The 25,876-nt window shown below is 59.7% G+C and carries 20 protein-coding genes; 10 read left to right on the forward strand and 10 right to left on the reverse strand.

The features are described 5' to 3' along the window. Nucleotides 1-34: 34 nt before the first annotated feature. Both GA0061101_RS15055 and GA0061101_RS15060 read left to right on the forward strand, forming a co-directional pair. Nucleotides 35-400, forward strand: coding sequence for a nuclear transport factor 2 family protein (locus GA0061101_RS15055; protein WP_092573898.1), 366 nt, complete (start codon nt 35-37; stop codon nt 398-400). Beyond that, complete coding sequence (locus tag GA0061101_RS15060) at nt 397-1,200, forward strand: helix-turn-helix domain-containing protein (protein ID WP_092573900.1); 804 nt, start codon at nt 397-399, stop codon at nt 1,198-1,200. The genes GA0061101_RS15055 and GA0061101_RS15060 overlap by 4 nt, the downstream gene beginning before the upstream one ends. Before the next feature lie 18 nt (nt 1,201-1,218). Here the strand turns inward: GA0061101_RS15060 and cobO are convergent, their stop codons facing one another. The 5 genes from cobO to cobU are packed head-to-tail and all read right to left on the reverse strand — an operon-like array spanning nt 1,219 to nt 8,001. Beyond that, nucleotides 1,219-1,863 carry a cob(I)yrinic acid a,c-diamide adenosyltransferase gene (gene cobO, locus GA0061101_RS15065; protein WP_047556456.1) on the reverse strand — a complete coding sequence of 215 codons (645 nt, stop codon included), beginning with the start codon at nt 1,861-1,863 and terminating at the stop codon, nt 1,219-1,221. Continuing rightward, nucleotides 1,860-2,459: a dimethylsulfonioproprionate lyase family protein gene (locus GA0061101_RS15070; RefSeq protein WP_092573902.1), complete on the reverse strand. Its 600-nt coding sequence runs from the start codon at nt 2,457-2,459 to the stop codon at nt 1,860-1,862. Before GA0061101_RS15070 ends, cobO begins: the two co-directional genes overlap by 4 nt. Further along, nucleotides 2,456-6,412: a cobaltochelatase subunit CobN gene (gene cobN / locus GA0061101_RS15075; RefSeq protein WP_092573904.1), complete on the reverse strand. Its 3,957-nt coding sequence runs from the start codon at nt 6,410-6,412 to the stop codon at nt 2,456-2,458. Before cobN ends, GA0061101_RS15070 begins: the two co-directional genes overlap by 4 nt. A 9-nt stretch (nt 6,413-6,421) precedes the next feature. Next, nucleotides 6,422-7,471 carry a cobalamin biosynthesis protein CobW gene (gene cobW, locus GA0061101_RS15080; RefSeq protein WP_092573906.1) on the reverse strand — a complete coding sequence of 350 codons (1,050 nt, stop codon included), beginning with the start codon at nt 7,469-7,471 and terminating at the stop codon, nt 6,422-6,424. 5 nt (nt 7,472-7,476) lie between these two features. After that, nucleotides 7,477-8,001 carry a bifunctional adenosylcobinamide kinase/adenosylcobinamide-phosphate guanylyltransferase gene (gene cobU / locus GA0061101_RS15085; protein ID WP_047639827.1) on the reverse strand — a complete coding sequence of 175 codons (525 nt, stop codon included), beginning with the start codon at nt 7,999-8,001 and terminating at the stop codon, nt 7,477-7,479. 719 nt (nt 8,002-8,720) lie between these two features. On the opposite strand from cobU, the gene GA0061101_RS15090 reads away from it, so the two are divergent. Then, nucleotides 8,721-10,517: a chloride channel protein gene (locus tag GA0061101_RS15090; protein ID WP_037202573.1), complete on the forward strand. Its 1,797-nt coding sequence runs from the start codon at nt 8,721-8,723 to the stop codon at nt 10,515-10,517. 98 nt (nt 10,518-10,615) lie between these two features. On the opposite strand, the gene GA0061101_RS15095 is transcribed toward GA0061101_RS15090, so the two are convergent. Beyond that, a complete protein-coding gene (locus GA0061101_RS15095; RefSeq protein WP_037202574.1) occupies nt 10,616-12,070 on the reverse strand; it encodes a cobyric acid synthase in 1,455 nt (484 codons plus the stop codon). A gap of 236 nt (nt 12,071-12,306) precedes the next feature. Here GA0061101_RS15095 and GA0061101_RS39375 point away from each other — a divergent pair, with 236 nt between their 5' ends. The 5 genes from GA0061101_RS39375 to bmt all read left to right on the forward strand — a co-directional run bounded on the left by GA0061101_RS39375 (nt 12,307) and on the right by bmt (nt 17,653). Further along, complete coding sequence (locus GA0061101_RS39375) at nt 12,307-12,450, forward strand: hypothetical protein (protein WP_092573908.1); 144 nt, start codon at nt 12,307-12,309, stop codon at nt 12,448-12,450. Between the two features lie 830 nt (nt 12,451-13,280). Beyond that, on the forward strand, nt 13,281-14,279 hold the full coding sequence (locus GA0061101_RS15110) for an ABC transporter substrate-binding protein (protein WP_037202576.1): 999 nt from the start codon (nt 13,281-13,283) through the stop codon (nt 14,277-14,279). Nucleotides 14,280-14,522: 243 nt separating this feature from the next. Continuing rightward, nucleotides 14,523-15,434 (forward strand): ABC transporter permease, encoded by a 912-nt coding sequence (locus GA0061101_RS15115; protein ID WP_037202577.1) that lies wholly within the window; start codon nt 14,523-14,525, stop codon nt 15,432-15,434. Then, the gene (locus tag GA0061101_RS15120; RefSeq protein WP_092573910.1) at nt 15,427-16,479 is read left to right on the forward strand and encodes a quaternary amine ABC transporter ATP-binding protein; all 1,053 of its coding nucleotides are present in this window, start codon (nt 15,427-15,429) and stop codon (nt 16,477-16,479) included. Before GA0061101_RS15115 ends, GA0061101_RS15120 begins: the two co-directional genes overlap by 8 nt. A 160-nt stretch (nt 16,480-16,639) precedes the next feature. Next, on the forward strand, nt 16,640-17,653 hold the full coding sequence (gene bmt, locus GA0061101_RS15125) for a betaine--homocysteine S-methyltransferase (RefSeq protein ID WP_092573912.1): 1,014 nt from the start codon (nt 16,640-16,642) through the stop codon (nt 17,651-17,653). 85 nt (nt 17,654-17,738) lie between these two features. On the opposite strand, the gene glf is transcribed toward bmt, so the two are convergent. Then, the gene (gene glf, locus GA0061101_RS15130) at nt 17,739-18,914 is read right to left on the reverse strand and encodes a UDP-galactopyranose mutase (protein WP_173410917.1); all 1,176 of its coding nucleotides are present in this window, start codon (nt 18,912-18,914) and stop codon (nt 17,739-17,741) included. A 146-nt stretch (nt 18,915-19,060) separates the two neighbouring features. Beyond that, a complete protein-coding gene (locus GA0061101_RS15135) occupies nt 19,061-20,200 on the reverse strand; it encodes a DUF707 domain-containing protein (RefSeq protein ID WP_092573914.1) in 1,140 nt (379 codons plus the stop codon). Between the two features lie 352 nt (nt 20,201-20,552). On the opposite strand from GA0061101_RS15135, the gene GA0061101_RS15140 reads away from it, so the two are divergent. Then, nucleotides 20,553-22,436 carry a glycosyltransferase gene (locus GA0061101_RS15140; protein WP_052224315.1) on the forward strand — a complete coding sequence of 628 codons (1,884 nt, stop codon included), beginning with the start codon at nt 20,553-20,555 and terminating at the stop codon, nt 22,434-22,436. Nucleotides 22,437-22,529: 93 nt separating this feature from the next. Here GA0061101_RS15140 and GA0061101_RS15145 read toward each other — a convergent pair whose 3' ends face one another. Further along, complete coding sequence (locus tag GA0061101_RS15145) at nt 22,530-23,519, reverse strand: glycosyltransferase family 2 protein (protein ID WP_092573916.1); 990 nt, start codon at nt 23,517-23,519, stop codon at nt 22,530-22,532. Between the two features lie 293 nt (nt 23,520-23,812). Here GA0061101_RS15145 and GA0061101_RS15150 point away from each other — a divergent pair, with 293 nt between their 5' ends. Beyond that, nucleotides 23,813-25,027, forward strand: coding sequence for a glycosyltransferase family 2 protein (locus GA0061101_RS15150; protein ID WP_113119317.1), 1,215 nt, complete (start codon nt 23,813-23,815; stop codon nt 25,025-25,027). 91 nt (nt 25,028-25,118) lie between these two features. On the opposite strand, the gene GA0061101_RS15155 is transcribed toward GA0061101_RS15150, so the two are convergent. Beyond that, complete coding sequence (locus tag GA0061101_RS15155; protein WP_092573918.1) at nt 25,119-25,859, reverse strand: phosphodiester glycosidase family protein; 741 nt, start codon at nt 25,857-25,859, stop codon at nt 25,119-25,121. Between the last annotated feature and the right edge of the window lie 17 nt (nt 25,860-25,876).

The following is a 25,876-nucleotide window of genomic DNA, read 5'->3' on the forward strand; positions in this document are numbered from 1 at the left end:
CTGAACGGTTCAGGCGATCCAAAGGAGTTGACCGATGACCGATGCAACCGCCATTGCCGAACGTTATATTGCCATCTGGAATGAGACGGATTCCGAACGCCGGCGTGCCCTTATCGCCGAAGCATGGACCGAAAGCTGCAGCTATATCGATCCGCTGATGCGCGCCGGCGACCGCGAGCAGATCCACGCGCTGGTCACGGCAGCGCACGAGCGCTTCCCGGGCTTCCGCTTCACATTGATCACGGACGGCGACCGCCATGGTGACAATCTCCGCTTCTCCTGGGGCTTCGGCCCGGCTGACGCCGAGCCGCTGATCAAGGGCACTGATTTCGCCATTCTCGAGGGCGACCGCCTGAAGTCCGTTCACGGCTTCATCGATCAGCTGCCGGTGGCCGCATGATGACGACGGCCCGCTCTATCGGCGACCATCTGCGCGAATGGCGGCAACGCCGCCGTTTGAGCCAGCTGGAATTCGCCATCGAAGCCGACATCTCACAACGACATCTCAGCTTCATCGAGAGCGGGCGCTCGCTTCCCAGCCGCGAGATGCTGATGCATCTCGCCGAACGGCTCGGCGTGCCGCTGCGCGAACGCAATCCGATGCTTCTGGCGGCAGGATTTGCGCCCGTGTTTCCCGAGCGCAAGCTGGACGACCCCGCACTTGCACCGGCATGGCGCGCGATCGATATGCTATTGAAAGGCCACGAGCCCTTTCCGGCGCTGGCGGTCGACCGTCACTGGACGCTGGTCGCCGCCAACGCCGCAGTCGCGCCACTTCTTGCCGGCATCGCCGATATCTCGCTCGCCAATCCACCTGTCAATGTGCTGAGGCTCAGCCTGCATCCGGATGGACTGGCGCCCCGGATCGTCAATCTGCCCGAATGGCGTAACCATCTGTTGGAGCGCTTGCGCCAACAGACCACCGCGACAGGCGATCCTGTGCTCATAAAATTGCTGCAGGAGCTTTCCGCCTATCCCGCGCCGCCGGCACAGAAATCAGGCTCCTCCGACCGAGATTTTGCAGGCATCGCGGTGCCGCTCGAACTCCTCACCGAAGCGGGCCGCCTCGCCTTCATCTCGACAACGACTATCTTCGGAACGCCAGTCGACGTGACTCTATCGGAGCTGGCAATCGAATCTTTCTTCCCCGCGGACCCTGAGACCGCCGAATTGCTGAAGACGATGATCCCCAGCAGCTAGCAGCGGCCTCGCCGCCGGTCAGAATTCGACGCCCGGCTGTCCCTTGATGCCGGAGCGGAACGGATGCTTGATCAGCTCCATCTCTGTGACGAGATCGGCGATCTCGATCAGCTCTTCCTTGGCATTGCGGCCCGTCAGGACCACATGCGTCATGTAGGGCTTTTCGGCCTTCAGGAATTCCAGCACTTCGTTGATATCGAGATAGTCGTAGCGTAGCGCGATATTGATCTCGTCCAGCAACACCATCGAGTTACGCTCGTCGCGGATCAGATCCTTGGCCTTTTCCCAGGCCACTCGCGCCGCCGCCACGTCGCGGGCGCGATCCTGCGTCTCCCAAGTGAAGCCTTCGCCCATGGTATGAAACTGGCAGACATCGGAAAAATGCTTTTCGATCAGATCGCGCTCGCCGGTCCACATCGCGCCCTTGATGAACTGAACGACGGCGCAGGGCTTTCCGTGCGCGATATGGCGGAAGATCATGCCGAAAGCGGCTGACGATTTTCCCTTGCCCTTGCCGGTATGGACGATGATCAAGCCCTTCTCGTCCGTCTTGGTCGCCATGATCTTGTCGCGCGCCGCCTTCTTCTTGGCCATCTTGTCGGCGTGGCGAGCATCGTCGTTTTTCGGTGCGTCGGGGGCCGTTTCGGCCAATTCGTCGCTCATGGCATTCTCCCTGATATGATCGATTTCTGTGCCAGCGGCCCGCCTCGCCAGAGGTAGAGCGCCACCAGCGGCAGGCTTTCGGTTCGCATGGCATGGCGGATATTCGAGGGGTGGTGGATGACCTCGCCCGACCAGCGCGGCAGGAAAGACTGCGCATCCTTGCTCCACAGCGCGCCGTCCGTCAGCGGGATATAGATTTCCTCGGCCTGATGATGATGATCGGGGTAATGCACCCGAGGCCCGAGCAGCAGGAAGCCGCCGGCCATGTCGTCGCTTGCGAAATGACCGCGCGTGCCGAAGAGTTCGACCCAACCATATCTCTGGAGGAAATCCGCCCCGAAATCGGCGATGCTGTAGGTCTGAGCCCAATGCAGCATACCGGCGGCGTTGAGAAGACTGTCAAACAAGGCCGCCTCCGCTTCACCGCCCGGCCTGCGCAGCCCGCGTAGATAGGCAACCACAGGCAGATCGCGCGGCGCAAGCGACCGCTCTTTCATCGACCACTGGAAACCCTCGATGAAATACCTCAGCATCGGATCGCTACGCGACAAGAGATAGTCGCGGAAGGCCGCCAGAAGGTCCTCGACCGCACTCACGCCGCAGCCTCCTTGCCCGGTTTCAGGCTTTCCAGATCGAAGCGCGCCGAATTGCTCCTCGGCGTCCAAAGATTGCGGTCGATCGCCTCCAGCAGGCGTTCCTTCAACTCGCGCAGTGCCGCCGGGTTCTTCTCCGCCATGAAATCGCGCACGCGCTGATCGACGACGAAGGCCTGGTGGACCGCCTCGAAATGATGGCTGCGGACGGCTCCGGTCGTTGCCGCAAACGCGAAGAGATAATCGACGGTCGCGGCGATCTCGAAGGCACCCTTGTAGCCATGGCGCATGACGCCATCGATCCATTTCGGATTGACGACACGCCCGCGCACCACCCGGCCGATCTCCTCTTCCAGCGAACGGATGATCGGCTTTTCCGGCCGCGAATGGTCGTTGTGATAGATCGACGGACGAGCACCGGCCAACTGTTCGGCGGCGGCGGCCATGCCGCCCTCGAATTGATAGTAGTCGTCGCTGTCGAGCAGGTCGTGCTCGCGGTTGTCCTGGTTCTGCACGACCGCCTGGATTGACCGCAATCGTTCCTCGAACACCCCCCGCTCAGCCCGTCCTTCCTCGCCGGCGCCATAGGCATAGCTACCCCAGACGAGATAGGCTTCGGCCAGATCGGCGCGTCGCTCCCAGCCCTTCTCGTCGATGAGCGCCTGCAGGCCAGCACCGTAAGCGCCAGGTTTCGAACCGAAGATGCGGTAGCCGGCGCGGCGGCTGGCCGAGGCTGTGTCCAGGCCGGCCGCTTCGAGCCGCGCGATCTCGCCCCGCATGCGCGCTGCGATCGGATTATCCGTCGCATCCTCATCGAGCGCCCCGACAGCCCGGATCGCCTTGTCGAACAAAGCGATCTGCTCTGGAAAGGCATCGCGGAAAAAGCCGGAGATGCGAAGGGTGACGTCGACGCGCGGCCGGCGGAGCATTGCAGGCGGGATGATCTCGTAGCCGGTAACCCGCCGCGAAGTCATATCCCAGACCGGCTTGACGCCGATCAGCGCCAACGCCTGCGCGATATCGTCGCCGCCCGTGCGCATGTTCGATGTGCCCCAGGCGGTGAGGCCGAAAGAAACGGGCCATTCGCCATGGTCCTGAACATAGCGGCGGATCAAGAGTTCAGCGGATTTCTTGCCAAGTTCATAGGCGGCCGGCGTCGGCACCGCGCGACTATCGATCGAATAGAAATTCCGCCCGGTCGGCAACACATCCGGCCTGCCGCGCGTCGGTGCGCCTGAGGGGCCGGGTGGAACGAAACGCCCGTCGAGACCCTTCATCAAGGCAGCGATCTCCGCATCGCCGCAGGCAAGGATCGATGGCTTAAGCCGGGTTTCGATTTCAGCGAGAACGACGCTTGTGTGGGGCCAACTCTCGGGACATGCAATCTCGCCGGCAACGAATTTCGCTGCCAGAAGTTCGATGCGCTCGACAGTATCGCCCTGAGTGCGCCAAGGAGCGTCGAACATGTTGGCCAGAATATCGGGGCGCGCTCGAGTCCATTCGGCGGCCATATCGCAATCCAACGGATCGAATGGCTTTTGCGGCGGGATACCCCCCCTATCCGCAAATTCCACTTCCTCCAACGCGTCTAGCGCAATCGCCCGCTGCAGGCTCTGATCACCGCCCTTACCCAAACCTCTGGGAACCCGCGCCAGTGCCACAGTCAAATCCGTCAGCAGCCGTCCAGACGGCGAAACGCCGAAAATATGCAAACCATCACGGATCTGCATTTCCTTGAGGTCGCAGAGATAGGCGTCGAGCTTGCGCAACGCCTCATCCTCGCCCTCACCCTTGGCGATGCCGGCGTCCTGATCGAGACCGATATCGGCGACAAGATCGAGAATCTGCTTGCGCAGCAGACGGACACGACGCGGGTCGCCGCCCGATGCCTCGTAATATTCATCGACGAGCGCTTCCAGATCCTTCAACGGACCGTAGCTCTCGGCGCGCGTCAGCGGCGGCGTCAGGTGGTCGATGATCACAGCGCTGGTGCGGCGCTTGGCCTGCGTGCCCTCGCCGGGATCGTTGACGATGAACGGATAGAGGTTGGGCGTAGGCCCGAGGATCGCCTCGGGATAGCAGTTTTCCGACAATGCCAGCGCCTTACCCGGCAGCCATTCGAGATTGCCATGCTTGCCCATGTGGATGACGGCATGCGCATCGAAGGATCCGCGCAGAAAGGCATAGAAGGCGAGATAGCCGTGCGGCGGAACGAGATCTGGAGAATGATAGCTCTCCTTCGGATCGATATTGTAGCCGCGCGCCGGCTGGATGCCGACAAGCACATTACCAAAACGGGTGAACGGCAGGGCAAAGGCGCCCTCGCGCGCATAAGGATCCGCCTCGGGATCACCCCAGCGTGTCGTAATCTCATCCTGAATCCGTTCAGGAAGAGACGAGAAGAAATCCCTGTATTCGCTAAAGGAAAGCCTCTCGCGAACCAGTCTACCATCATGGCCGGAATTTGTGGGACCATCCGCCAAGTGTCGCATCAGCGCGTCGCCATCGGCTGGCACCCCAGCGACAGGATAGCCTGCCGCCTGCATCGCTCTCAAAACCTCGATCGTACCGGCGGGGGTGTCCAATCCGACGCCATTGCCCAGACGGCCATCGCGGTTCGGGTAATTCGCCATGACAAGCGCGACGCGACGATCCCTCGGCTGTGTATTGCGTAACCGTGCCCAGTTTGCAGCCAGCCGCGCCGTATAGCGCATACGATCGCCAAGCGGTTCGCTGGCGACGATATTGGCCTCGACACGCTCGTCGTAACGCGCCGCCGCCTTGAACGACACGGCGCGGGCAAGCACACGCCCGTCGACTTCCGGCAGCGCGACATTCATGCCGAGATCGCGCGCCGAAAGCCCCTGCGACGATGCCTCCCAGGCTTCCTTGGACGAAGCCGAAAGGATTGCCTGCAGGACGATCGCCTCGCCTGTTTCGAGAACCGTCGGTTGACGGTCTGCGCCAGGCGCGGAAACTGCAAAGCCTGTCGTGTTGACGACGACATCCGGCTTCAGCTCGGCAAAAACGCTCTCCAGAATGCCGACGGATACCGCATCCTTCAAACTATAGGCGAACACCGGCAACGGCCGCATACCCTCTGCGATGAGTGCTTGCATCATGGCTTCGACAGGCCTGGTTTCGCCGCTCTGGACGAGAGCGCGATAGAAGGAGATGGCGACAGTCGGAACTTTGAGGTCCGCCAACTGCTCCGCTCCCTGTAACGCCCCCTCACCCGGCGCTCCTTCGATAAACTCAGGGGCGCCACCCTCTCCCCGCTGGGGCGAGGGTAATACTGCACCCTCGACTTCCGCCTTCTCCCCCCGGGGAGAAGGTGCCCGAAGGGCGGATGAGGGGGTGCTTCCACACGACGTAGAAACACTCCTCCACTCCTCGATCCCAATCGCACCCCTGCCCGGCCACCAGATCCCGGCCTTCATCAAGGGTGCGGCCGGCATCGGCTTTTCCGCCCCTGACAGCATCGCCTCGGCATAGGCGAGAAACGCCCTGGAGTTCGCCTCCCCGCCCTCGATCAAATAGGACCAGAGCGCATTGAGATCATCGAGCGCGACATTGGAAAAGGGCGTCAGCCCTGGATCGGGTTTCGAATCTCCCGGCAGCACGGCGATCGCCGCACCCTGACGCGCAGCACAAGCATGCAGCGCCTCCAGTGCATAGTGGAAATAGCTCGCACCTCCGAGCGCTCGCACGACGATCAGCTTCGCATGCCGCGCGGTGCGCTCGATATAGGTATCGACCGACATCGGATGCTTGAGGCTCATCAGGCTCGCAAGCCGCAGAGAACAGCTGCCCTCGCCTTGCCCGCGAGCCGCGGCTATCGCCGCAAGCTCGGTATCGGCCGCCGACAGGAAGAGGATATCGCCCGGCGACTGGCCGAGATCGATCGCCTCGTCGCCGTCACTGATCGTTCCCTTCTGGGCTAGGAGGAGATGCATGACTTTGCCTTAGACCAGCGCTTCGATCGCCTTGCGCACGATCCCTTCGTCCATCTCGTGCAGACCGATGACAACCAGCCGCGTCGCGCGCTCCTCGCCGGGCGCCCAGGTACGGTCGAAATAGTTGTCGATGCGGCTGCCGACGGCCTGTACCTGCAAGCGCATCGGCTTGCCGGGCACATCGACAAAACCCTTGAGACGCAGGATATCATGTTCGGAAATGACGCTCTTCAGCGCTTCGATGAAGGCGTTCGGGTCGGCAATGGGGCCAAGCTCGACGACGAAGCTGTCGAATTCGTCGTGATCATGTGGTGTGCCGTCTTCGTGTTCCAACTCATGGTGCGATTTGCGGTTGACGATATCACCTTCGGTACCGATGCCGAGGCCGAGCAGAATGGCTGCCGGCACGTCGCCGTTCTTCGCCTCGATGATCGTCGGCTTGCGGACGGTGCGTGACGCGACTTCCGCACGCACGCGGCCAAGGCCGGCGACGTCGATCAGGTCGGTCTTGTTGAGAACGATCAGATCGGCGCAGGTCAGCTGGTCCTCGAACAGTTCCTCGATCGGGCTTTCGTGATCGAGCGAATCGTCCTCGACACGACGGGCTTCGACGGCATCATGATCGTCGGCAAAGCGGCCTGCGGCGACGGCGGCGCTGTCGACCACGGTGATGACGCCATCGACGGTGACATGCGTGCGGATGTCAGGCCAGTTGAAGGCAGCGACCAGCGGCTGCGGCAGCGCCAGACCGGAGGTCTCGATGATGATATGGTCGGGACGCGCGTCACGCTCCAAAAGCTTGGTCATGGTCGGGATGAAATCGTCGGCGACGGTGCAGCAGATGCAGCCATTGGTCAGCTCGATGATGTCGTCCTCGGTGCAGTTCTCCGCGCCGCAGCCCTTGAGCACGTCGCCGTCGACACCCAGATCACCGAACTCGTTGATGATGAGGGCGATCTTCCTGCCGCCGGCATTCTGCAACAGGTTGCGAATCATCGTTGTCTTGCCGGCTCCCAGAAAGCCGGTGATGACGGTGGCGGGAATCTTTGCCTGGTTCATGTGGATCAACCCTTCATTTTCAGCGGCAATCCCGCCGCGATAAAATAGACTTCGGCGCTTGTCGCCGCGATCATCTGGTGCAGCCGGCCGGCATGATCGCGAAATTCGCGCGCCATGCGGTTTTCCGGCACGATGCCGAGCCCGACCTCGTTGGAGACGAGCACGAGCCGCGCCTTGGCCTTCGGCAAAAATTCGGTAAGAACAGCAAATTCAGCTGCGACGTTTCGTTCGGCCATCATCAGATTGGTGACCCACAGCGTCAGGCAATCGACGAGAACAGCGCGGCCATCGCCGTCGATCGCCGCCAGCCGGGCGGTCAGGTCGAGCGGCTCCTCGTGCGTCGTCCAGAGATCGCCGCGTTCGTTTCGATGCTGCGCGATACGTTCGCGCATTTCGTCGTCCCAGGCTCGTCCGGTCGCCACATAGTGACGGTCAAGGCCGGTATCCGAGATCAGCGATTCGGCGAATCGGGATTTGCCGGAGCGCGCGCCGCCGAGAACGAAAACAGCGCGGGATTGTGAGGATGGCATGAGCTATTGTCGCCCCCATACGAGGGCACGGAGCCGCGCAACGCGGCTAAGACCGAAAGGGGCGCGCTTACGCGCGAGAAATTCGTTTGGCGCCATGACAACCTCCGTGCTGGCAGCGAGACATGCGTCCCAAGATGGGCGCTGTGCCCGGCACGTATGGCAGGTCTCCTGGCTCGCGGTTAAGGCGCAACGAGGGGGCAGACCGAAACCGGTCGCCCCCGATCGTGCACCAGCGGATCTTTCTCGCCTTCCCGGCAATGCATCATGAAAAGACGGACGATTCGTAGATATCGGAGGCGTCCAGCCCTGGTAGATCATGATGCCACACCAGTGGCTTTTCCGGCTTGAAGTTTCTCCGCCTGTTCGCCCCATGCGAACCATCGGCGGGATAGCTGTCAAACCGGACGAAAGACCCTGACCGCTCTACAGTCGCGGGGTCGGCTGTGATGAGAACGCCCGGATTGGGTCCGCCCCTTCACATTCCCTTTTCATCCCATGCGGCATATCGCCGCTCGGAAACCATTCGTTATGCCGGCAATGATTAGGCTTTCACTTAGTTCAAGTCAATCAAGGACATGGGTGCGACATCGGCTGTCCCAGCCGCGAAATCGCCGCATAATCCCGAGAACACATCACTTTTTTTGCCGTATTTCTTTGATGTTAGGAGTTTATAGAGGCTAAGCCCTCATATTCGAGTAGAAACGTATCGTCCGTCCCCAATGTTGCAGAAATTCCAACCCCGTCGCCTGGGCGTCTTCTCAGCCCTATTCGATCTTGGTCGATTTAGAGCGCTGCTCCGCCGCGGCGAACTAGGACTCGTTTTCGCCGGCGCGCTCGTGGGCATCGCGTCCGGCTGCGCCGTTACGGCCATGAGTTTCGTTTCGCGCAAGCTGCACAGCCTCATCTACGGGATCACGGATTACGAGCGCCTGAGCTCGGCGGCAGTGGCGATCCCGGACAAATCGGTGGTGCTGATAGCCCCGATAGCCGGCGGCATCATTCTTGGTATTCTGCTCTATATTCTTTCACGCACCCGCAAGAAGCCGATGGTCGACCCGATCGAGGCGAATGCACTGCATGGCGGACGCATGTCCTTGACCGACAGCATCATCGTCGCCGTGCAGAACCTGATCTCGAATGGGTTCGGCGCCTCCGTCGGGCTTGAGGCGGGCTACACGCAGCTTGCCGCCGGCATCGCTTCGAAGTTCGGCTACAAGATGCAGATGCGCCGCGCGGATCTGCGCATGCTCGTGGGCTGCGGTGCTGCCGGCGCCATTGCCGCAGCGTTTAACGCACCGCTGACCGGCGCCTTTTACGCCTTCGAGCTGATCATCGGCACCTATTCCATCCTGACCCTGACGCCCGTCGTCGTCTCGGCCCTGATATCGACGATGATCGCAAGGCTGCTCGCCGGCGACGACTTCGCCATCGATATCGGCCATTTCGGCACAATAGTGCCGGCGGATTACCTTCCGGCTGTTTTGCTCGGCGCTTTTTGCGCCGGCATCGGCATCCTGATCATGCAGGGCGTCGCCTGGGTCGAGGAACTGGCGCGCAAGAGCTCGATTGCGCCGCCTTTCCGCCCGGCGCTCGGCGGCCTGTTCGTCGGCTTGCTGGCTTTGATATCACCCCAGGTTCTATCGGCCGGCCACGGAGCCCTCCATCTCAATCTCTCCACCGATGTAACCTTGTGGGCGCTGGTCAGCCTTTTCGTTTTGAAATCCCTCGCCTCGGCTGTGTCGATCGGCTCCGGCTTCAGGGGCGGCTTGTTCTTCGCATCGCTGTTCATGGGCGCGCTGCTCGGCAAGATTTTCGCCTATTGCGCACCCTATTTCGATCACGCCACGCTGACGCCAGCCGTCTATGCGGTGGTCGGCATGAGTGCGCTTGCCGTTTCGATCATCGGCGGCCCGCTGACGATGACGTTCCTGGCGCTGGAGATCACCGGCGACTTTCCGATTACCGCGCTGGTCTTGGCTGCTGTCATCACCTCGTCTCTCGTCGTGCGCACGACCTTCGGCTATTCCTTCGCCACATGGCGCTTCCATCTGCGTGGAGAAAGCATCCGCAGCGCACACGACGTCGGGTGGATCCGCAACCTCACTGTGGCACGCATGATGCGCCCGGATGTGCATACGGCAAGCGTCGGCATGAGCATCGAGGAATTCCGCAAAGCCTTTCCGATCGGCTCGGCGCAGCGCGTCATTCTGATCGACGACAAAGAGAAATATTCCGGCATGGTGCTGGTGCCGGATATTTATGCGAGCCCGGTCGAGAAAGATGACGAGGAACATGGCCTTGCCGATTTCATCCGCCATCGCAACGAATTCCTGCAGCCGCAGATGAACGCCAAGCAGGCCGCAGCCATGTTCGACCAGACGAAGAGCGAAGCGCTCGTGGTCATAAACGACCTCATTGAACGCAAGGTCGTGGGGCTGCTGACCGAGAGTTACACATTGCGTCGCTACAGCGAAGAGCTCGACCGCCGCCGTCGCGAGGTTTCCGGCGAGCTCTAGAGCCGTTAAGCGGCTCATGGAATCGCTAAACAGCTTTAGATTATTGTTTTTACGCACTTCCGGACGGAAAACCGTTGCGCACTTTTCCTGGAATTGCCCTAGCTGACAAGGCTGTCGAGCCAGGCAGGATCGAGGACGCCTTCCAGTTCGGTCGCGATCTCGTCCAGCGCCGCGTCGACGCCCGCGCGGTAGCCCGTCCGCTCGCCGTTAAGGCCGAAGCTTTCGAGCAGTCTTGCCCGGTACGCATCGCTGCCGAAAAGCCCGTGCAGGTATGTCCCCATGACGCGGCCGTCGGGCGACAGCGCTCCGTCCGGCCGGCCATCGATGACGGTCGAGGGGCGATCACAATCCGGGCCGCTGGTCACGCCGAGATGGATTTCGTAGCCGGACAGCGGCACGTCGTATTCCCTGGAGAAAGCCTGGCTGTTGCGGACGGTCTTTTCAGGCGCCATTTCCGTCTCGATATCCAGCAGGCCAAGTCCGGGCGTCTCCGTCACCGATCCTTCGATGCCGAGCGGATCAAAGACCATGCGGCCGAGCATCTGATAACCGCCGCAAATCCCGATGACGCGGCCGCCGCGGCGCATATGGGCGGCAATATCAACATCCCATCCCTGTTCCCGCAGATCGAGCAGGTCACCGATTGTCGACTTCGACCCCGGCAAAACCACAAGGCCCGCATCATCAGGCAGCCGTTCACCGGCCCGGACGAAGACGAGATCGACGTCGGGTTCGGCTCGCAGCGGATCGAGGTCGTCGAAATTCGCAATGCGTGACAGCACCGGCACGGCAATTTTCAAGGCGCCGGAGGAGCCCCGTGTGAGCCGTTCCAGCACAACGGAATCCTCGGCAGGAAGGCGGCCGGCCGCCTTCAGCCACGGCACGATGCCATGACACGGCCAGCCGGTGAACGTGCCGATCGCGTCTATGCCCTCTCCAAACAGCGAGACATCGCCGCGAAACTTGTTGATGAGGTAGCCGCGGATCATGCGCCGATCCTCTTCCGGCAAGATATGATAGGTACCCACCAGCGACGCGATGACGCCGCCGCGGTCGATATCGCCGACCAGCACCACAGGCACGTTGGCGCGGGTGGCAAAGCCCATATTGGCGATATCGCCCCGCCTGAGATTGATTTCGGCAGGCGAACCGGCGCCCTCGACGATGACAAGGTCGGTTCCAGCGCGCATGGCCGCGAAGCTTTCCAAGACGGCGCCGAGCAGCTGCGGCTTGAGCGCCTGATAGTCCCTGCCCTTCGCATGCCCCCAGACCTTGCCCTGCACGATGATCTGGCTGCCCGTCTCCGATTGCGGCTTCAGCAGCACCGGGTTCATATGCACGGATGACGGAACGCGCGCCGCCAGCGATTGCAGCCACTGGGCGCGGCCGATCTCACCGCCATCTTCGGCAACGGCGGCATTGTTGGACATGTTCTGCGGCTTGAAGGGACGGACCCTGACACCTCTGTTGGCGAACAGGCGGCACAGCCCGGCGACCAATACCGTTTTTCCGACATCGGAGCCGGTTCCCTGCAGCATGATCGCCTTCGTCATTCTTCATCGCTCCGAGATGCTACAGCCCCTGAAAACACGGAATTTTGCCTTGATTTCGCCGCGATCCCCAACGGCCTGAAGCCACCGGCACGATACAAAAATACATCACGTCGCACCATGCTCTATTTGCGACATCGGATGACGATTTCATCCATTGTTAGTTATACTGAAGAGGATTATCTCCACCGCGAAAACAAACACCGAAAACCGGCCGTTTCGGCCTGGAGGATACCCCGATGCTCTTCATCTTCAACAGACAGAATTCCATCCAGATCGCCTGGAATGGCAAACTGCCGGCAAACCGCCCTGATACCCGCCTGCAGCAGCTTGATACGCGTTTCGGCACAGTCGGCTTCATCCGGACCTATAACGTCGGTTGATAGCCGGTCAAGCCTCAGGTCCTGCGCACGACAAGCCGCCAAGCGACCGCATCGGCGGCTTTATTTTTTCATTCCATATGGGGAAATAAAATCCGGCATTGGCCGGAAGCCGGCTATCCACCCCACGGTCGCCTCCCTGGAACGCGGCGGCCATAAAACGCGAAAACCGCGCGATCCGAGGATCAACGCGGTTTGCCAAAAACGCCGGCTCCCTTGCACAAACGCCGCAAGGTTCGCTTTCTCCGGTACGCACTACCTAAGCCGAAGAAGCAGCGGTGTCCCCCGCCACGCATCGATTGATAAACCGACATCGTTACCGGAGCGTTATTAATTGCTTAAATAAGAATGAATCCGAAAATTTTTTGAAAATTTTCTCATTCTCGTTGCGAAATCGCAAACGACGCAAATGGAATAGAAAACGTCTTTCAAGGACGCGATATTTTAGCGGTATTTAACTTCGCCTATGCTTTAAAGCTTCGTTGAAGCCTCGCAATGCCCATTTTGCAGCCGCGAATAGTAGAAAATAGGCTAATTCAGGCGCTTATATAAGCTTCTCCAACAGGCGCGATAAGTTCAATCAGCCGACAGACTGTTGATTTCTTCATTCAAATCCTTACGCTGCTCGCTGTCGATGTAGAAAATGCTCGGCCGCGACAGGGTTCCGCGGTCGCAAAAAGACCAGATGCACGACAGCAGCAAAGGGGACCGTGCGGGCGTCGTCAGCGGCGTATGAACGGTTGTGGTTGAACCGCGCTGACGGGGATCGACAGACACCATATCCGCTTGGAGTCGATTTCCGTAACGTAACGAGAAATTGGGAGACATTATCAATGAAGAAGCTTCTCGCTTCCGCCATCTTCGCATTCGGCGCCTACGCTTTGGCTGGCTCGGCGCACGCCGCGGAATGCGGCGATGTATCGATCGCCGAAATGAATTGGGCCTCTGCCGGCGTTGCCGCTCAGGTCGACAAGATCATCCTTCAGAATGGCTATGGCTGTAACGTCACACTGGTAACCGGCGACACGCAGCCGACCTTCACCTCCATGAACGAAAAGGGCCAACCCGACGTCGCGCCCGAGCTTTGGGTCAACGCAGTACGCACCGCGCTCGACAAGGCCGTGTCCGAAGGTCGTCTGATCGAGGCAGCGCCGCTCCTGAGCGATGGCGGCGTCGAGGGCTGGTGGATTCCGAAATTCCTCGCCGACGCGCATCCCGACATCAAGACCGTTCAGGACGCGCTGAAGCATCCGGAACTCTTCCCCGCCCCCGAGGATTCTTCCAAGGGCGCGGTATACAATTGCCCGGCAGGCTGGAACTGCCAGATCTCGACCGCCAATCTCTACAAGGCGCTCGGTGCAGAGAAGCTCGGCTTTACGTTGGTCGATACCGGCTCTGCCGCGGGTCTTGACGGCTCGATCGCCAACGCTTTCGAAAAGAAGATCGGCTGGTTCGGCTACTATTGGGCACCGACAGCCATCCTCGGCAAGTACGAAATGGTGCGTCTGAGCTTCGGCGTCCCGCACGACAAGAAGGAATGGGATGCCTGCACGGCGATCCAGGATTGCGCCAATCCGAAGGTGAATTCCTATCCGGTTTCGGACGTCTACACGGTCGTAACGAAGGCTTTCGCATCCAAGGCTGGCATTGCCATGGATTACGTCAAGACCCGCAAATGGGACAATGGCACGGTTGGCAAGGTTCTGGCCTGGATGACGGACAATCAGGGCACGAACGAAGACGGTGCGAAGTACTTCCTGAAGACCTACCCCGATATGTGGACCAAGTGGGTTTCTCCAGACGTCGCCACCAAGGTCAAGGCTTCGCTCTAATCCGCACGAATGAATCGGCGGCAGGCCTGCGTCTGTCGCCGATTTTATATTCGCCGGATGCGACTGACACTCATACCGACAGACCGACGCGGCCACAGGTCGCAACGAGTGCAGATTGGCGGCGGCAAATGTAGTAAGAATTAAAAAGCAGCCTGAAGAACCGGTCGCAGCGCTGCAACACCGTCCGTACATGAAGGCCACATGCACTGACAGGGACAGAGCCGGACAAAGAAGGGGAAATACATGGCTATTCAGTGTACGATCCTGCCAGATGTGCTTTGCAATTTTCCGGCAATAGACGAATCGCTCATACGCCTCGCACGCAAGAATATCGACGATGGGTTCAGGGCATCCGTGCGCGCCTACGGCAATATCATCGACGCCATAGTTCAGCCGCTGCAATGGTTTCTGAACTATCTGGAATGGCTCTTCACCAACACGCCGTGGTTCATCGTGCTTCTCGTCATGATGCTCGTTGTCTACGCCGCCAGCCGCAACCTCAAGATCGTCATAGGCACTGCGATATCGATGACCCTCATCGGCGTCTGCGGCCTCTGGGGCGACACCATGATAACGCTTGCGATGGTGACCGTCTGTACGCTCATCGCCATCGTCATCGGCCTGCCGATCGGCATACTGATGGCCCGCTCCGACCGGATGCAGTCGATCGTCAATCCGATCCTCGACGTGATGCAGACGATGCCGAGCTTCGTCTATCTTATTCCCGTTGTGGTGATTTTCGGCATTGGAAAGGTTCCTGGCCTTATCGCTGTCGTCATCTATGCCGTCCCGCCGATGATCCGGTTGACCAATCTCGGCATTCGCCTGGTGGACAAGGAGGTGCTGGAAGCCGCCGATGCTTTTGGCTCGTCGCATCGCCAGAAGCTTTTCAACGTGCAGATCCCGCTCGCGTTGCCCACCATCATGGCAGGCATCAACCAGACCATCATGATGTCGCTTGCCATGGTCGTGGTCGCATCGATGGTCGGCGTCGGCGGTCTCGGCAAGAACACGCTGCAGGCGATCAACAACCAGTTCTTCACGGTCGGCTTCCTCAACGGTTTCGCGCTGGTCGCAATCGCCATCATTTTCGACCGCACGAGCCAGGCCTACGGCAGAAGGCTCCAGAAGCACTCGGAGGTCATTCATGGCTAGTCACGCGATCCAGATCAAAAGCCTCTACAAAATCTTCGGTCCGCGCGGGCGCGACTTTGTCGACATGGTCAAGAACGGCATCAGCAAGACCGAACTCAACGAGACTCATGGTCACGTGCTCGGCCTGCAGGACATCAACATTGACATGCCGGCCGGCGCCATCACCGTCGTCATGGGCCTTTCCGGCTCCGGCAAATCGACGCTGATCCGTCATATCAACAGGCTGATCGAGCCGACCGCCGGCGAAGTGCTCTATGACGGCATCGACGTCTGCAAAATGAACGAAAACGCCCTGCGTGAATTCCGCCGTCACAAGACGGCGATGGTGTTTCAGAAATTCGCTTTGCTGCCGCATCGCACGGTCATCGAAAACACCATTTACGGCCTGGACATTCAGTGCGTGCCCCGTGCTGAAGGCGAGAAGAAGGGACAATACTGGATCGAACGCGTCGGCCTCAAAGGTTTCGAAAGGCACTATCCGAACCAGCTCTCCGGCGGCATGCAGCAGCGCGTGGGGCTCGCCCGCGCCCTGACCAATGACGCCGATATCCTGCTGATGGACGAAGCTTATTCGGCGCTCGATCCGCTCATCCGCGTGGACATGCAGAGCGTGCTGCTCGACCTGCAAAAAGAGCTGAAGAAGACCGTCGTCTTCATCACCCACGATCTCGACGAGGCACTCCGCCTCGGCGACAAGATCGCGATTCTGCGCGACGGCAAGGTCGTGCAGCAGGGAAGCGGCCAAGAGATCGTGCTGAAACCCGCGGACGACTACATCACCGCCTTCGTCAAGGAAGTGAACCGCGGTCGTATCATCCAGGCTCAGACCATCATGAAGCCGCTCGCCGGTGACCCCGGCGGCAGCCGCGTACCCGGCGATATGACGCTGGAAATCGCCGCCAAACGGATAACCGACGCCGGACACACCGGAGCCGTCGTCACCGATGCCGGTGGCAAGCCCATCGGTGCGATAGACCTGCAAAGCATCATCTCCGCCATGGTGACGCCGACAACCCATGACGCGGCGCAGATGGCGGCGGCTTAAAGACCTCCTTGTCTAACAAAGGAGAGCGCCTGCGCAGGGCGCTCTCTTCCTCTTTATGCAAGATGAATATGCTTATCGCTGTTCGCTCGTTGCACTCATATAAAGAAATGTTTATATCTGCATTTCATAACCGAACATCCGCATATCCGGAGAAGACGCCATGACCGTCGCAACCAATCCCTTGACCGATCTTCTTGCTGAAAAAGGCGTGCTGCTCGCCGACGGCGCGACGGGCACCAATCTCTTTGCCATGGGCCTGGAAGCGGGTGAAGCCCCGGAACTGTGGAACGAGCAGCACCCCGAGCGGATTGCAAAACTGCATCAGGATTTCGTTGACGCCGGCGCCGACATCATCCTGACCAATACCTTTGGCGGAACGCGTCATCGCTTGAAGCTGCACCACGCGCAGGATCGCGTGCACAGCCTGAACAAGGTGGCCGCCGAGATTGCCCGTGCCGTCGCCGACAAGACTGACCGCAAGATCATCGTCGCCGGTTCCGTTGGGCCGACGGGCGAGCTGCTGGTGCCGCTCGGCGCATTGACCTATGAAGACGCAGTTTCCGCCTTCGTCGAACAGATCGAAGGCCTGCAGGCCGGTGGTGCCGACGTCGCCTGGATCGAGACCATGTCCTCGCCCGAGGAAATACGCGCAGCAGCAGAAGCTGCCGTCAAGGTCGGCCTGCCCTATACCTATACGGGTTCGTTCGATACCGCCGGAAAGACCATGATGGGCCTGCATCCGAAGGATATTCATGGCATTGCCAAGGACGTCGGCGATGGTCCGCTCGCCGTCGGCGCCAATTGCGGCGTCGGCGCATCGGATATCCTGTCGAGCCTGCTCGACATGACCGATTCCGATCCGGCCGCGGTCGTGATCGTCAAGGGTAACTGCGGCATCCCCGAATATCGCGGCGCCCAGATCCATTATTCCGGCACGCCACCGCTGATGGCCGACTACGCGCGCCTTGCGCGCGACGCGGGCGCCAAGATCATCGGCGGCTGCTGCGGCACGTCCTGCGGCCATCTCGCTGCCATGCGCGAGGCTCTCGACAACTATACGCCCGGCCCGCGCCCGACTCTGGAAGTGATCGTCGAGCGGATCGGCCCGATGCGCAACAAGACGGCGAACGAAGGCGGAACGGCGCCTGTGCGTGAGCGCAGACGCCGCAGCTAAACGGCGACTTGCCGCGTCAGGCCTTGAAACCTGACGCAAGCGGCCATCATGACAATCGAACAACCAAGACGGCGGTGGCGTTGCACTACTTCTCGCCACCGAGAGGGCGCCCCTCGGTAAAATGCGGCACGACCCGGCTGTCGAATGCCTTCAGGGCCGCGCCGATCGCCTGATGCATATCAAGGTAGCGATAGGTGCCAAGCCGTCCGCCGAAATGGACGTTGGCTTCCGCCTCGGCACGCTCACGATACCGCAGGAAGACCGCCTTGTCCTGCCGCGTGTCGATCGGATAATAGGGCTCGTCCGCGCGTTGGGCCGAACGTGAATACTCCCGCACCACAACAGTCTTTTCAGTCTGATAGCTGCGCTCGGGATTGAAGTGGCGGAACTCAAGAATGCGGGTATAAGGGACCGCTTCGTCGGCATAGTTCATGACGGCCGTACCCTGGAAATCGCCCGTGTTCAGGGTCTCTTTCTCGAAATCGATCGTACGCCAACCCAATTCGCCTTCGGAATAATCAAAATAGCGATCGATGGGTCCTGTGTAGACGATGGGGAGACCGGGCGGCAAAGCGGATTTCAGCGAAAAGAAATCGACACCAAGAGCAATATCGATCCTCGGATGCTTCAGCATCCTCTCGAAGATGGCCGTGTAGCCGTCGACCGGCAGACCTTCAAACTTATCGTTGAAATACCGATTGTCGAACGTGTAGCGGACCGGCAGCCGCGTGATGATATGCTCCGGCAGGTCACGCGGGTCCGTTTGCCATTGCTTGGCAGTGTAGCCGCGGATGAAGGCTTCATACAGCGGACGGCCGATCAGGGAAATTGCCTTCTCTTCCAGGTTCGCCGGGTGGCGCCCCGCCATTTCGGCCGCCTGCTCCGCGATCAGAGCTCGCGCTTCATCCGGCGAAAGGCGCCGATTGAAAAACTGCGAGATGGTGCCGAGGTTGATCGGCATCGAGTAGACCTGATTGCGATAGCTCGAATAGACACGATGCTTGTAATCGGTAAATTCGGTGAACCTGTTGAGATAGGTCCAGACCACCTCGTTCGGCGTGTGGAAGAGATGGGCGCCGTAACGATGAACCTCGATGCCGGTCTGGCCGTCGAACTCGCTATAGGCATTGCCGCCGATATGGCTGCGGCGATCGATCAGAAGCACGTTCTTCTGAAGCTCGTTCGCCACCCGCTCCGCAAGCGTCGCGCCATAAAAGCCCGCGCCGACGATCAATAGGTCTACCTTCGAAAAATCAATCATGCTTTCAAACTTTCGGCGCCCGCAATATCGGCGATGGGTTTAGTGGAGTGCGAAAATGATCATTGGGGAAACTGACAAGGCATCGGCGCACGGGATTGCGCCGACGACATCAGGAAACTGCGGCAGTGCCGTCCGGACCAGGTGGCTCACCGCACGCCGGCATATTTCAGAGGCGTGTACTGGTATGCCTTGAACAGCGCCGCCTGCTCGTCGATCGCCGCCTTGACATTGTATGTCGCGCCGAGCGGGCGCGTATGGGCAACGGCGACAGCATCGATGATCGCCATTCGGGCCGTGGGGCGCCCGAGGAACGATGGCCAGAGGTGATCGAGGCCATAGCCTGATTCGACATCCCTCATGGAGCCGATGCAGATCTGCAGCGCACGCTGCGAGAAGAGCGGACACATGATTTCGACGAAACCCTCATAGCGCACCAGGCTATCGGGTCTCTGAATCGTCAAAGGATGGTTGGGGTAGGAGCCCTGGTCTTGCTTGAGCGATGGCTGTGCGAGATCGAGGCCGTGTTTGTGCGACAGGTGGAACATTCTGTTGAGGTCTTCGCCGTTGCACAGCAGGTCGTCGTCCGGCAACCATATGCGCTCATAGTTCCAAAGCGGGCTGCCCTCGTAAAAGAGGTCGTAGAGAAGCTTGAACTTCTTGCGCTTTGGCAAATGCGCCAGATATTCGTAAGGACTACCGGAAACCTCCGGTTCCTCGGCACCATAATAACCGATGCAAAGATCCCAGTTGCGGGTCGCTTCGTCTATCTTTTCGAACCAGCGCGGGTGCAGAGACTTCGAATTGGCGGGCACGACGACAAGATTGGGGCGCCGTATCCCCTGCTGCGGCTGGGCGCGGAACGTCGCGCGGCGTTCGACATCCGCCGGTGTCGGAAACAGCGGATGGGGAGGATGGTCGACCGGCACCATCAGGTAGGTGGCGTCGACACCTCCGATCACGCCACGCCCCGCAAGCGCCATGAGATTGTCGCCTTCGATATGCGCGGAATCGAAAATGACCGACGGCAGTCCATCTCGGTCGATCAGGCAAAGCCGGCCGCCCATGACATGCCAGAAATCCACGTCAGGTTCAAAATAGTTGCCGATCAGCCCATCCGGCGCCAGCACCAGGAAGGATGAGAACATCCCGCGGTTCACGTCGCCGAAGCTCCAGAATGTGCCGCTCAGCATGTCCTGGGTCAGAGGCGGCGCGTCGGACCACCGCGTCTGGTTTGCCGGGCGCGCGGCATATTCGGACGTGTGCAGGCTGTTCGCTGCCGATGACATGTTGGACTGTCCCCTATTCCTGGACCGAAGCAACGGCGCGATCTGAGGAAGGCGGCTGCATGAACAGCTCCGGAATGTCCGCCCCCAATCGAACTCGTTTGATCGACACCTTGGCGTTCATTCCTTTTGCGAAGCTTACGGCCGGAATCGACCGCCGCCTCATCGCCAGGCGCAATCAATCCAGCCTCGCGAAAGTTGGTCGGCATAGTGTCGAAAGCGGAATTTCTACGCGGGGCAATCGCGCGTTCGGAATATTGCCAAGAATGTCGGCGCTCGGCGGACACGAAGGTCGGTCATGTCGTCCGTCAAGTCGGGACAAAGAACCACTCGTCTCTTTTTACGGTAGAAGAAGATGCATCAGAAGAAGAAGCTGGCCATACTCATCGAAGTCGATAGTTTCATCGGCGACATCTATCATCATCTTTCAAAAACTTACGAAGTCCTGGCGATTCAGCCGAAGACTTACAAAGAGATCGAAACGGCCGTGGAATGGGCCGACATCGTCTGGTTCGAATTCTGTAACGAGCTCTTCGCGCATGCGATCAATCAGAACATCCGCCGGCTCGGCAAACGCGTCATAGCGCGCTGGCATCGTTTCGAAATCGTGGAATCGAGTTTTCCCACACGCATCAACTTCGGCTTCATCGACGACCTGATCCTCGTATCTCACGACATGCTTCGGGTCCTGAGGCACAGGGTGCCGCAGCTCTCGCAAAAGACACGCACACACGTCGTCTGGAACGGCCTCAATCTCGAAAAATTCAAGCCGATCCCGTCACTAGACAAGAAGAAGATCGTTTGGGCAGCCAAGCCGTTCATGCGCAAGAACCAGCCAATGTTCCTGCAGATCATGCATGCCCTCGTGAAGAGGGACCCGTCCTACACCCTGCATGTCGCCGGCGAGCAGGAAGAGTTCGTCATGGCGCCTTACCTGCAGCGTACGACGGAGAAGCTCGGCCTCGCTCGCCACGTCTTCTTCCACGGCTGGCAGCGGGACATGCCTGCTTTTCTAGCCGACAAGGGCGTCATTCTGTCGACCTCCATCCATGAAAGCTTTGGATACAACATCGCCGAAGCGATGGCCGTCGGCGCCCTGCCCGTGATTCACGATTATCCCGGCGCCGAGGAATTCTGGCCCGACGAAATCCGTTTCTCATCAGTGGACGAGGCTGTCGAGAAGATCATTGCCGGACAGATGCATCAGTGGTCGCAATATGTGCGCGAAAAGTTTCCTCTCGCCAAACAATTGCATGAGGTGGACATGGTCATGAACGGCCGGGTGGCCGAGGTCGCGCCGCCGCCAGCAGCTCCGATCGAGCAATATGCCGGTTCGCACCTCAAGCGGCCTGTTCCGCTTTGGCTGGTACAACAGCCGGCTCCCTCGCTGCAGGCGCAGCAGCCCGCGACCGTACCGCAGGCCATTTCGGTGCAGCAGGTTCGGGAGGCTCTTCCGCTCGGCGAGGTTTTTGCGCCGCCGTTGCAGCAGCCGATTCCGACCCAGCCGCAGCCTATCGCCATGCCGCCGGCGCAGCGGCTCGCTCCCGTGCCGCCTCCGCAGCAACAGCCAAAGACGCCGGACGCCCCGCTTGGCTTTGATTCCAGCGGCTATTGGGAGACCCGCTACCGCACCGGCGGCAATTCGGGAGCCGGCTCCTACGATGTCCTCGCCAACTACAAAGGGCTGTTTCTCAACGCCTTCGCCCGAAAGAAAGAGCTTTCCTCCTTTGCCGAAATGGGGTCGGGCGATGGCAATCAGCTGAAATATTTCGCATTCGATCGCTATACCGGCTTCGACGTCTCGAAGACCGTGATCGAGCGCACGCAGGCGATGTATAGGGATAAGCCGAATTACCAGTTCATCTGGCTAGGCGACCAGTCCCTTGATTGGGAAACCCAAGAGGACGCTTATGACTGCGCCTTGTCTCTCGATGTGCTTTACCACCTCATCGATGACGCGATCTATGTCAACTATCTCGACCAGCTGTTCTCCCTCTCCAGGCGCTACGTCGTCATATATGCCTCCAACTTCGACGGCCCCGACATCCGTGGCGCCGCCCATGTCCGGCATCGCAAGTTCACGAGCGACATCGCCCGCAGGTTCCCCCAATGGACATTGCTGAAGCTCGTCGAGAATCCCTACAAGTTCAAGGAATCGACCGAGGCGGATTTTGCGATCTACAGCCGCGAGGAGTTCGAAGATCCGGCGGCGCTCAACGAACTCGATAACATCCGATAGAATTGAGCATGCAAAAAGAGAGGCGCAACGGCTCTGCCGGTTGCGCCTCTCTTTTTTACACCGTCTTTCGCCGACGGCGACTAGAATCCCCGGCTAACTCGCCAATCTGCCAAGCACGAGATGCGGCGCCCGCTTCAGCCTCAGCGATACTTCGGCCATTTGGGGCGACTGCGCACGGACGTAGTTGTATTCAGACTCATCATATCCCGCATAGGACTGTGTGATCAGCGTAAGAAACCGCTCCCGGAGATTGACCGGCAGACGCGGATAGATCCATTGCAGCAGATCCAGCTTGCTGCAAAGGAACCACTGATAATAGGCCTGTTTCATGAGAGGCAGACGCGCGAACAACGCCTCCACCTCCTCGAATGCCGTGAAGATTTCGAAACGTTTTTCGGTGAACACGTTGGTAAGCTGCGCCCGCTCCTCATAGACGCGGTGACCGATGAGATAACGATTCATCATGCCGATCCTCTGTGCATGCATATAGATATGCCAGTGGGCGTAGATGTCATTGTGGACGCGCGTCTCTGAGAAACGCAGGCCCGTTTCCCGGCAAAGCTTGGCGCTGACGATCTTGTTCCAGGGGAAATTGACGGTAAAGAGCAGCCTTGCGCACTGTTGAAGCGTGAATATGCGGATGTCCGCATCACCGACCAGCTGGCGCCAGGCCTCGTCATCGATCTGCAACATCGGACCCAGGCGGTCGTTCTTGTCGGTGACATAGCGATAACGAAACACCATCACGTCGCAGCCATTGGCTTCCATATGATAGATGACCTCGTCGATCGAGCGATGGGCGATCATGTCATCGGCGTCGAGAAAATAGTAGTAGTCGCCGCGTGCCGCCGCCATGCCGGCATTGCGGCTGTATCCGGCACCGCGATTTTCAGGATTGCGCAGCAACCGTACACGCTCATCGCGTCGGGCATACTGTTCGACGATCAGCGCGGTGGCATCGCGCGACGTGTCGTCAACGATGATCACTTCCAAAACCTCGCGATTTTCAAGAACAGCCGTAATTATGTCGCCGAGGGAGTCCTGCGCGTTGTAGGCGGGGATGATGACACTGACTTTGCTCACAAGGCCTCCTGATACTAGATGGGCGCCGGACCTGGGGTATCGGCCATGCTATTCGCCTCAAGCTGCGTAGCCGTCCTTCCGGCAACGCGACCTCGGCAAATTGCGATCGCCACCTAGCAAAACTCGCGGGACCGCTCCTCAAAGCATAGGGGTCGGAACTTGCACTGAACTGGTGCGTGGATGCCCTGCCCGATCGGCGGAGGACCGAACTATCCAGCCCCGCGAAAGCAAACCGGCTTATGCAAAAAGACAAAGTCCGCGCCCAGAATCGCGCCGATGCCGTGGAGAAATCGATGTCTTCTGCTGAAATCCCTGTCCTTTCGATTTGCGTTCCAACCTTTAATCGTCAGTTCTTGCTTGAACGGAACATAAATTTCCACCTGGACGCTTTTCGTAAGCTCGATATTCCTTTTGAAATCGTCATTGTCGACGATTGCTCGACCGACGACACCGCCGCCTATATCCAGTCGATCTCGCACCATCCGGAAATCAGCGCCTATCGCCGGGCACGCAATTCCGGCTTCATCAGCAACTACGCCTTTGCCATGCAGCGGGCTCGCGGCCACTTCGCGGTTTTCCTCGGCGATGACGATCTGCTGATCCCGGAAAAGGTCGTCGAATATCTCCACATCATGGTGGACGACAGGCGTATCGGCATGATCCAGGCGCCTTGGCTTCTGGTTGACGGGCGGCCGGGCGGCGGAGACATGCAGCCTTTCTATCACCTGTCCTACCCCTCGCGGCATACCAAGGGCGATTTCCATTCGATGCTGGAATTCATCCTGGAGCGGCATGTCTTCCCAGAATTCATGATCATCCGGCGCGACATCCTGGCGAGATCCATATCCAGCCCGACCCCCTTTATTTTCTGGGCCTTTCTTTACACCACCCGCGCGCTGGACAAGGCCGATGTGCTGTTCATGCCGGAACCCTTCGCTCGGGTGACTGCGGTTTCCGATGACCCCCGTCTGCAACAGGGCAACAAGGAATGCATGTTCCAGTGGGACAGCTACCGAGGCGGCCTCGAATATCTTGCATCGCAGGCGCTTCGCGACAACCGGCTGCCGCCGGAGTATCGCGGCTCGCTGATGCCGCGCATCACCGACTTCATGCTGCAGCGCCAGGCCGTGGCGATGCGCTTGCACGTCAATGCACAGAACTGGGTCGAAGCCTACATCATGTACCACCGCATGGCGGCCTATCATCCGACACCCCTGCCGGCGGAGTCCTATGACCAGATCCGCAAGCTGGCGGGCATCGCAACAGCGGCAACGGAGGCGATCGCATTCAATGGCGAGCCCGTCATCCTTGAGCCGATCATAGACGACGCTACAATCAATCTTCTCTCGCCCTCGATCCGGGAGCATCTCATCAGGGAAGAACCGCAGGCCGGCGGCTATGACAGGAAGCCAAGGGCATATTTGCGCTTTACGGAAAACTTTCCTGCCAATCCGGGGCCCAAGGACGGCATGTTCGACATTCTGACCTACATCGAACAGTTTGCCTGACGATCACTGCCGGGGACCGAAACTGGATCCGCTGCCGGTGTCGCATTGCGAATGTCCGGTCCGAATCCTGGCTCGGTCGCCAGGCGTGCATTCAGCCGGGCAATAACTCGGTCACCGCGATGATGGGGCCGAGTGGAAACAGGCCGTCCCGCCTTTGCCATTCAGGAATGTAGAGGCTGGAAATGCTGCCGTCCAGAAACAGCGCGTTCGCGCAGCCGAGGTCGTCGCGGAAAAGCGTCGCAAAGTCATGAAAGCGGACGGGACCATCCGAAATCGCGAAAACGACCTTGCCGTCCCCGGTGACACCAACGCCGTTTCGCGTCTTGAAGCTGGTGCTGTCGGCAAGAAACGACGGATGGAGCTTGCCGTCGATGACGAGCATCGGGCCGGACTGGGTCGCGTAGAACGGCTTGATGCCCGAGGTGGCAAAAGCCTTGCTTTCCATCACGCCGGCACGGCCCGGCAGGAGATAAAAGACGCCGTTCGGCAGCAGGTGGAAATTGCCCCACCCCTTGTTGGTATTGATCCTCTTCAGCTCACGACCGTTTTCGACGAAGAGGCCGACGGGAGACTGGTCGTCGAGATACATGCCGCCGTTCATGGCGAAGCGGACATAGACGCGGTCCTGACGCAGATCGTTTTCCAAAGCCCGGAACGAACCATAGGGCTTGCCGCTGCGATCATTCTGGAAAAGCTGGATATCGTCGGTCGCCGGATCGAAGGTACAAACCGTGTAGCCATCACCGAGATGCTCGACCTTGCGGCAGGCCTCGCCGGCCGATGCCGTGGTGGCGCAGACAAGAACCGCGAGGATGATAATCAATCGAATCAAGCTGACAACTCCGGATG

It is taken from the genome of Martinezella lusitana (assembly GCF_900094565.1).
Lineage (GTDB): Bacteria > Pseudomonadota > Alphaproteobacteria > Rhizobiales > Rhizobiaceae > Rhizobium > Rhizobium lusitanum.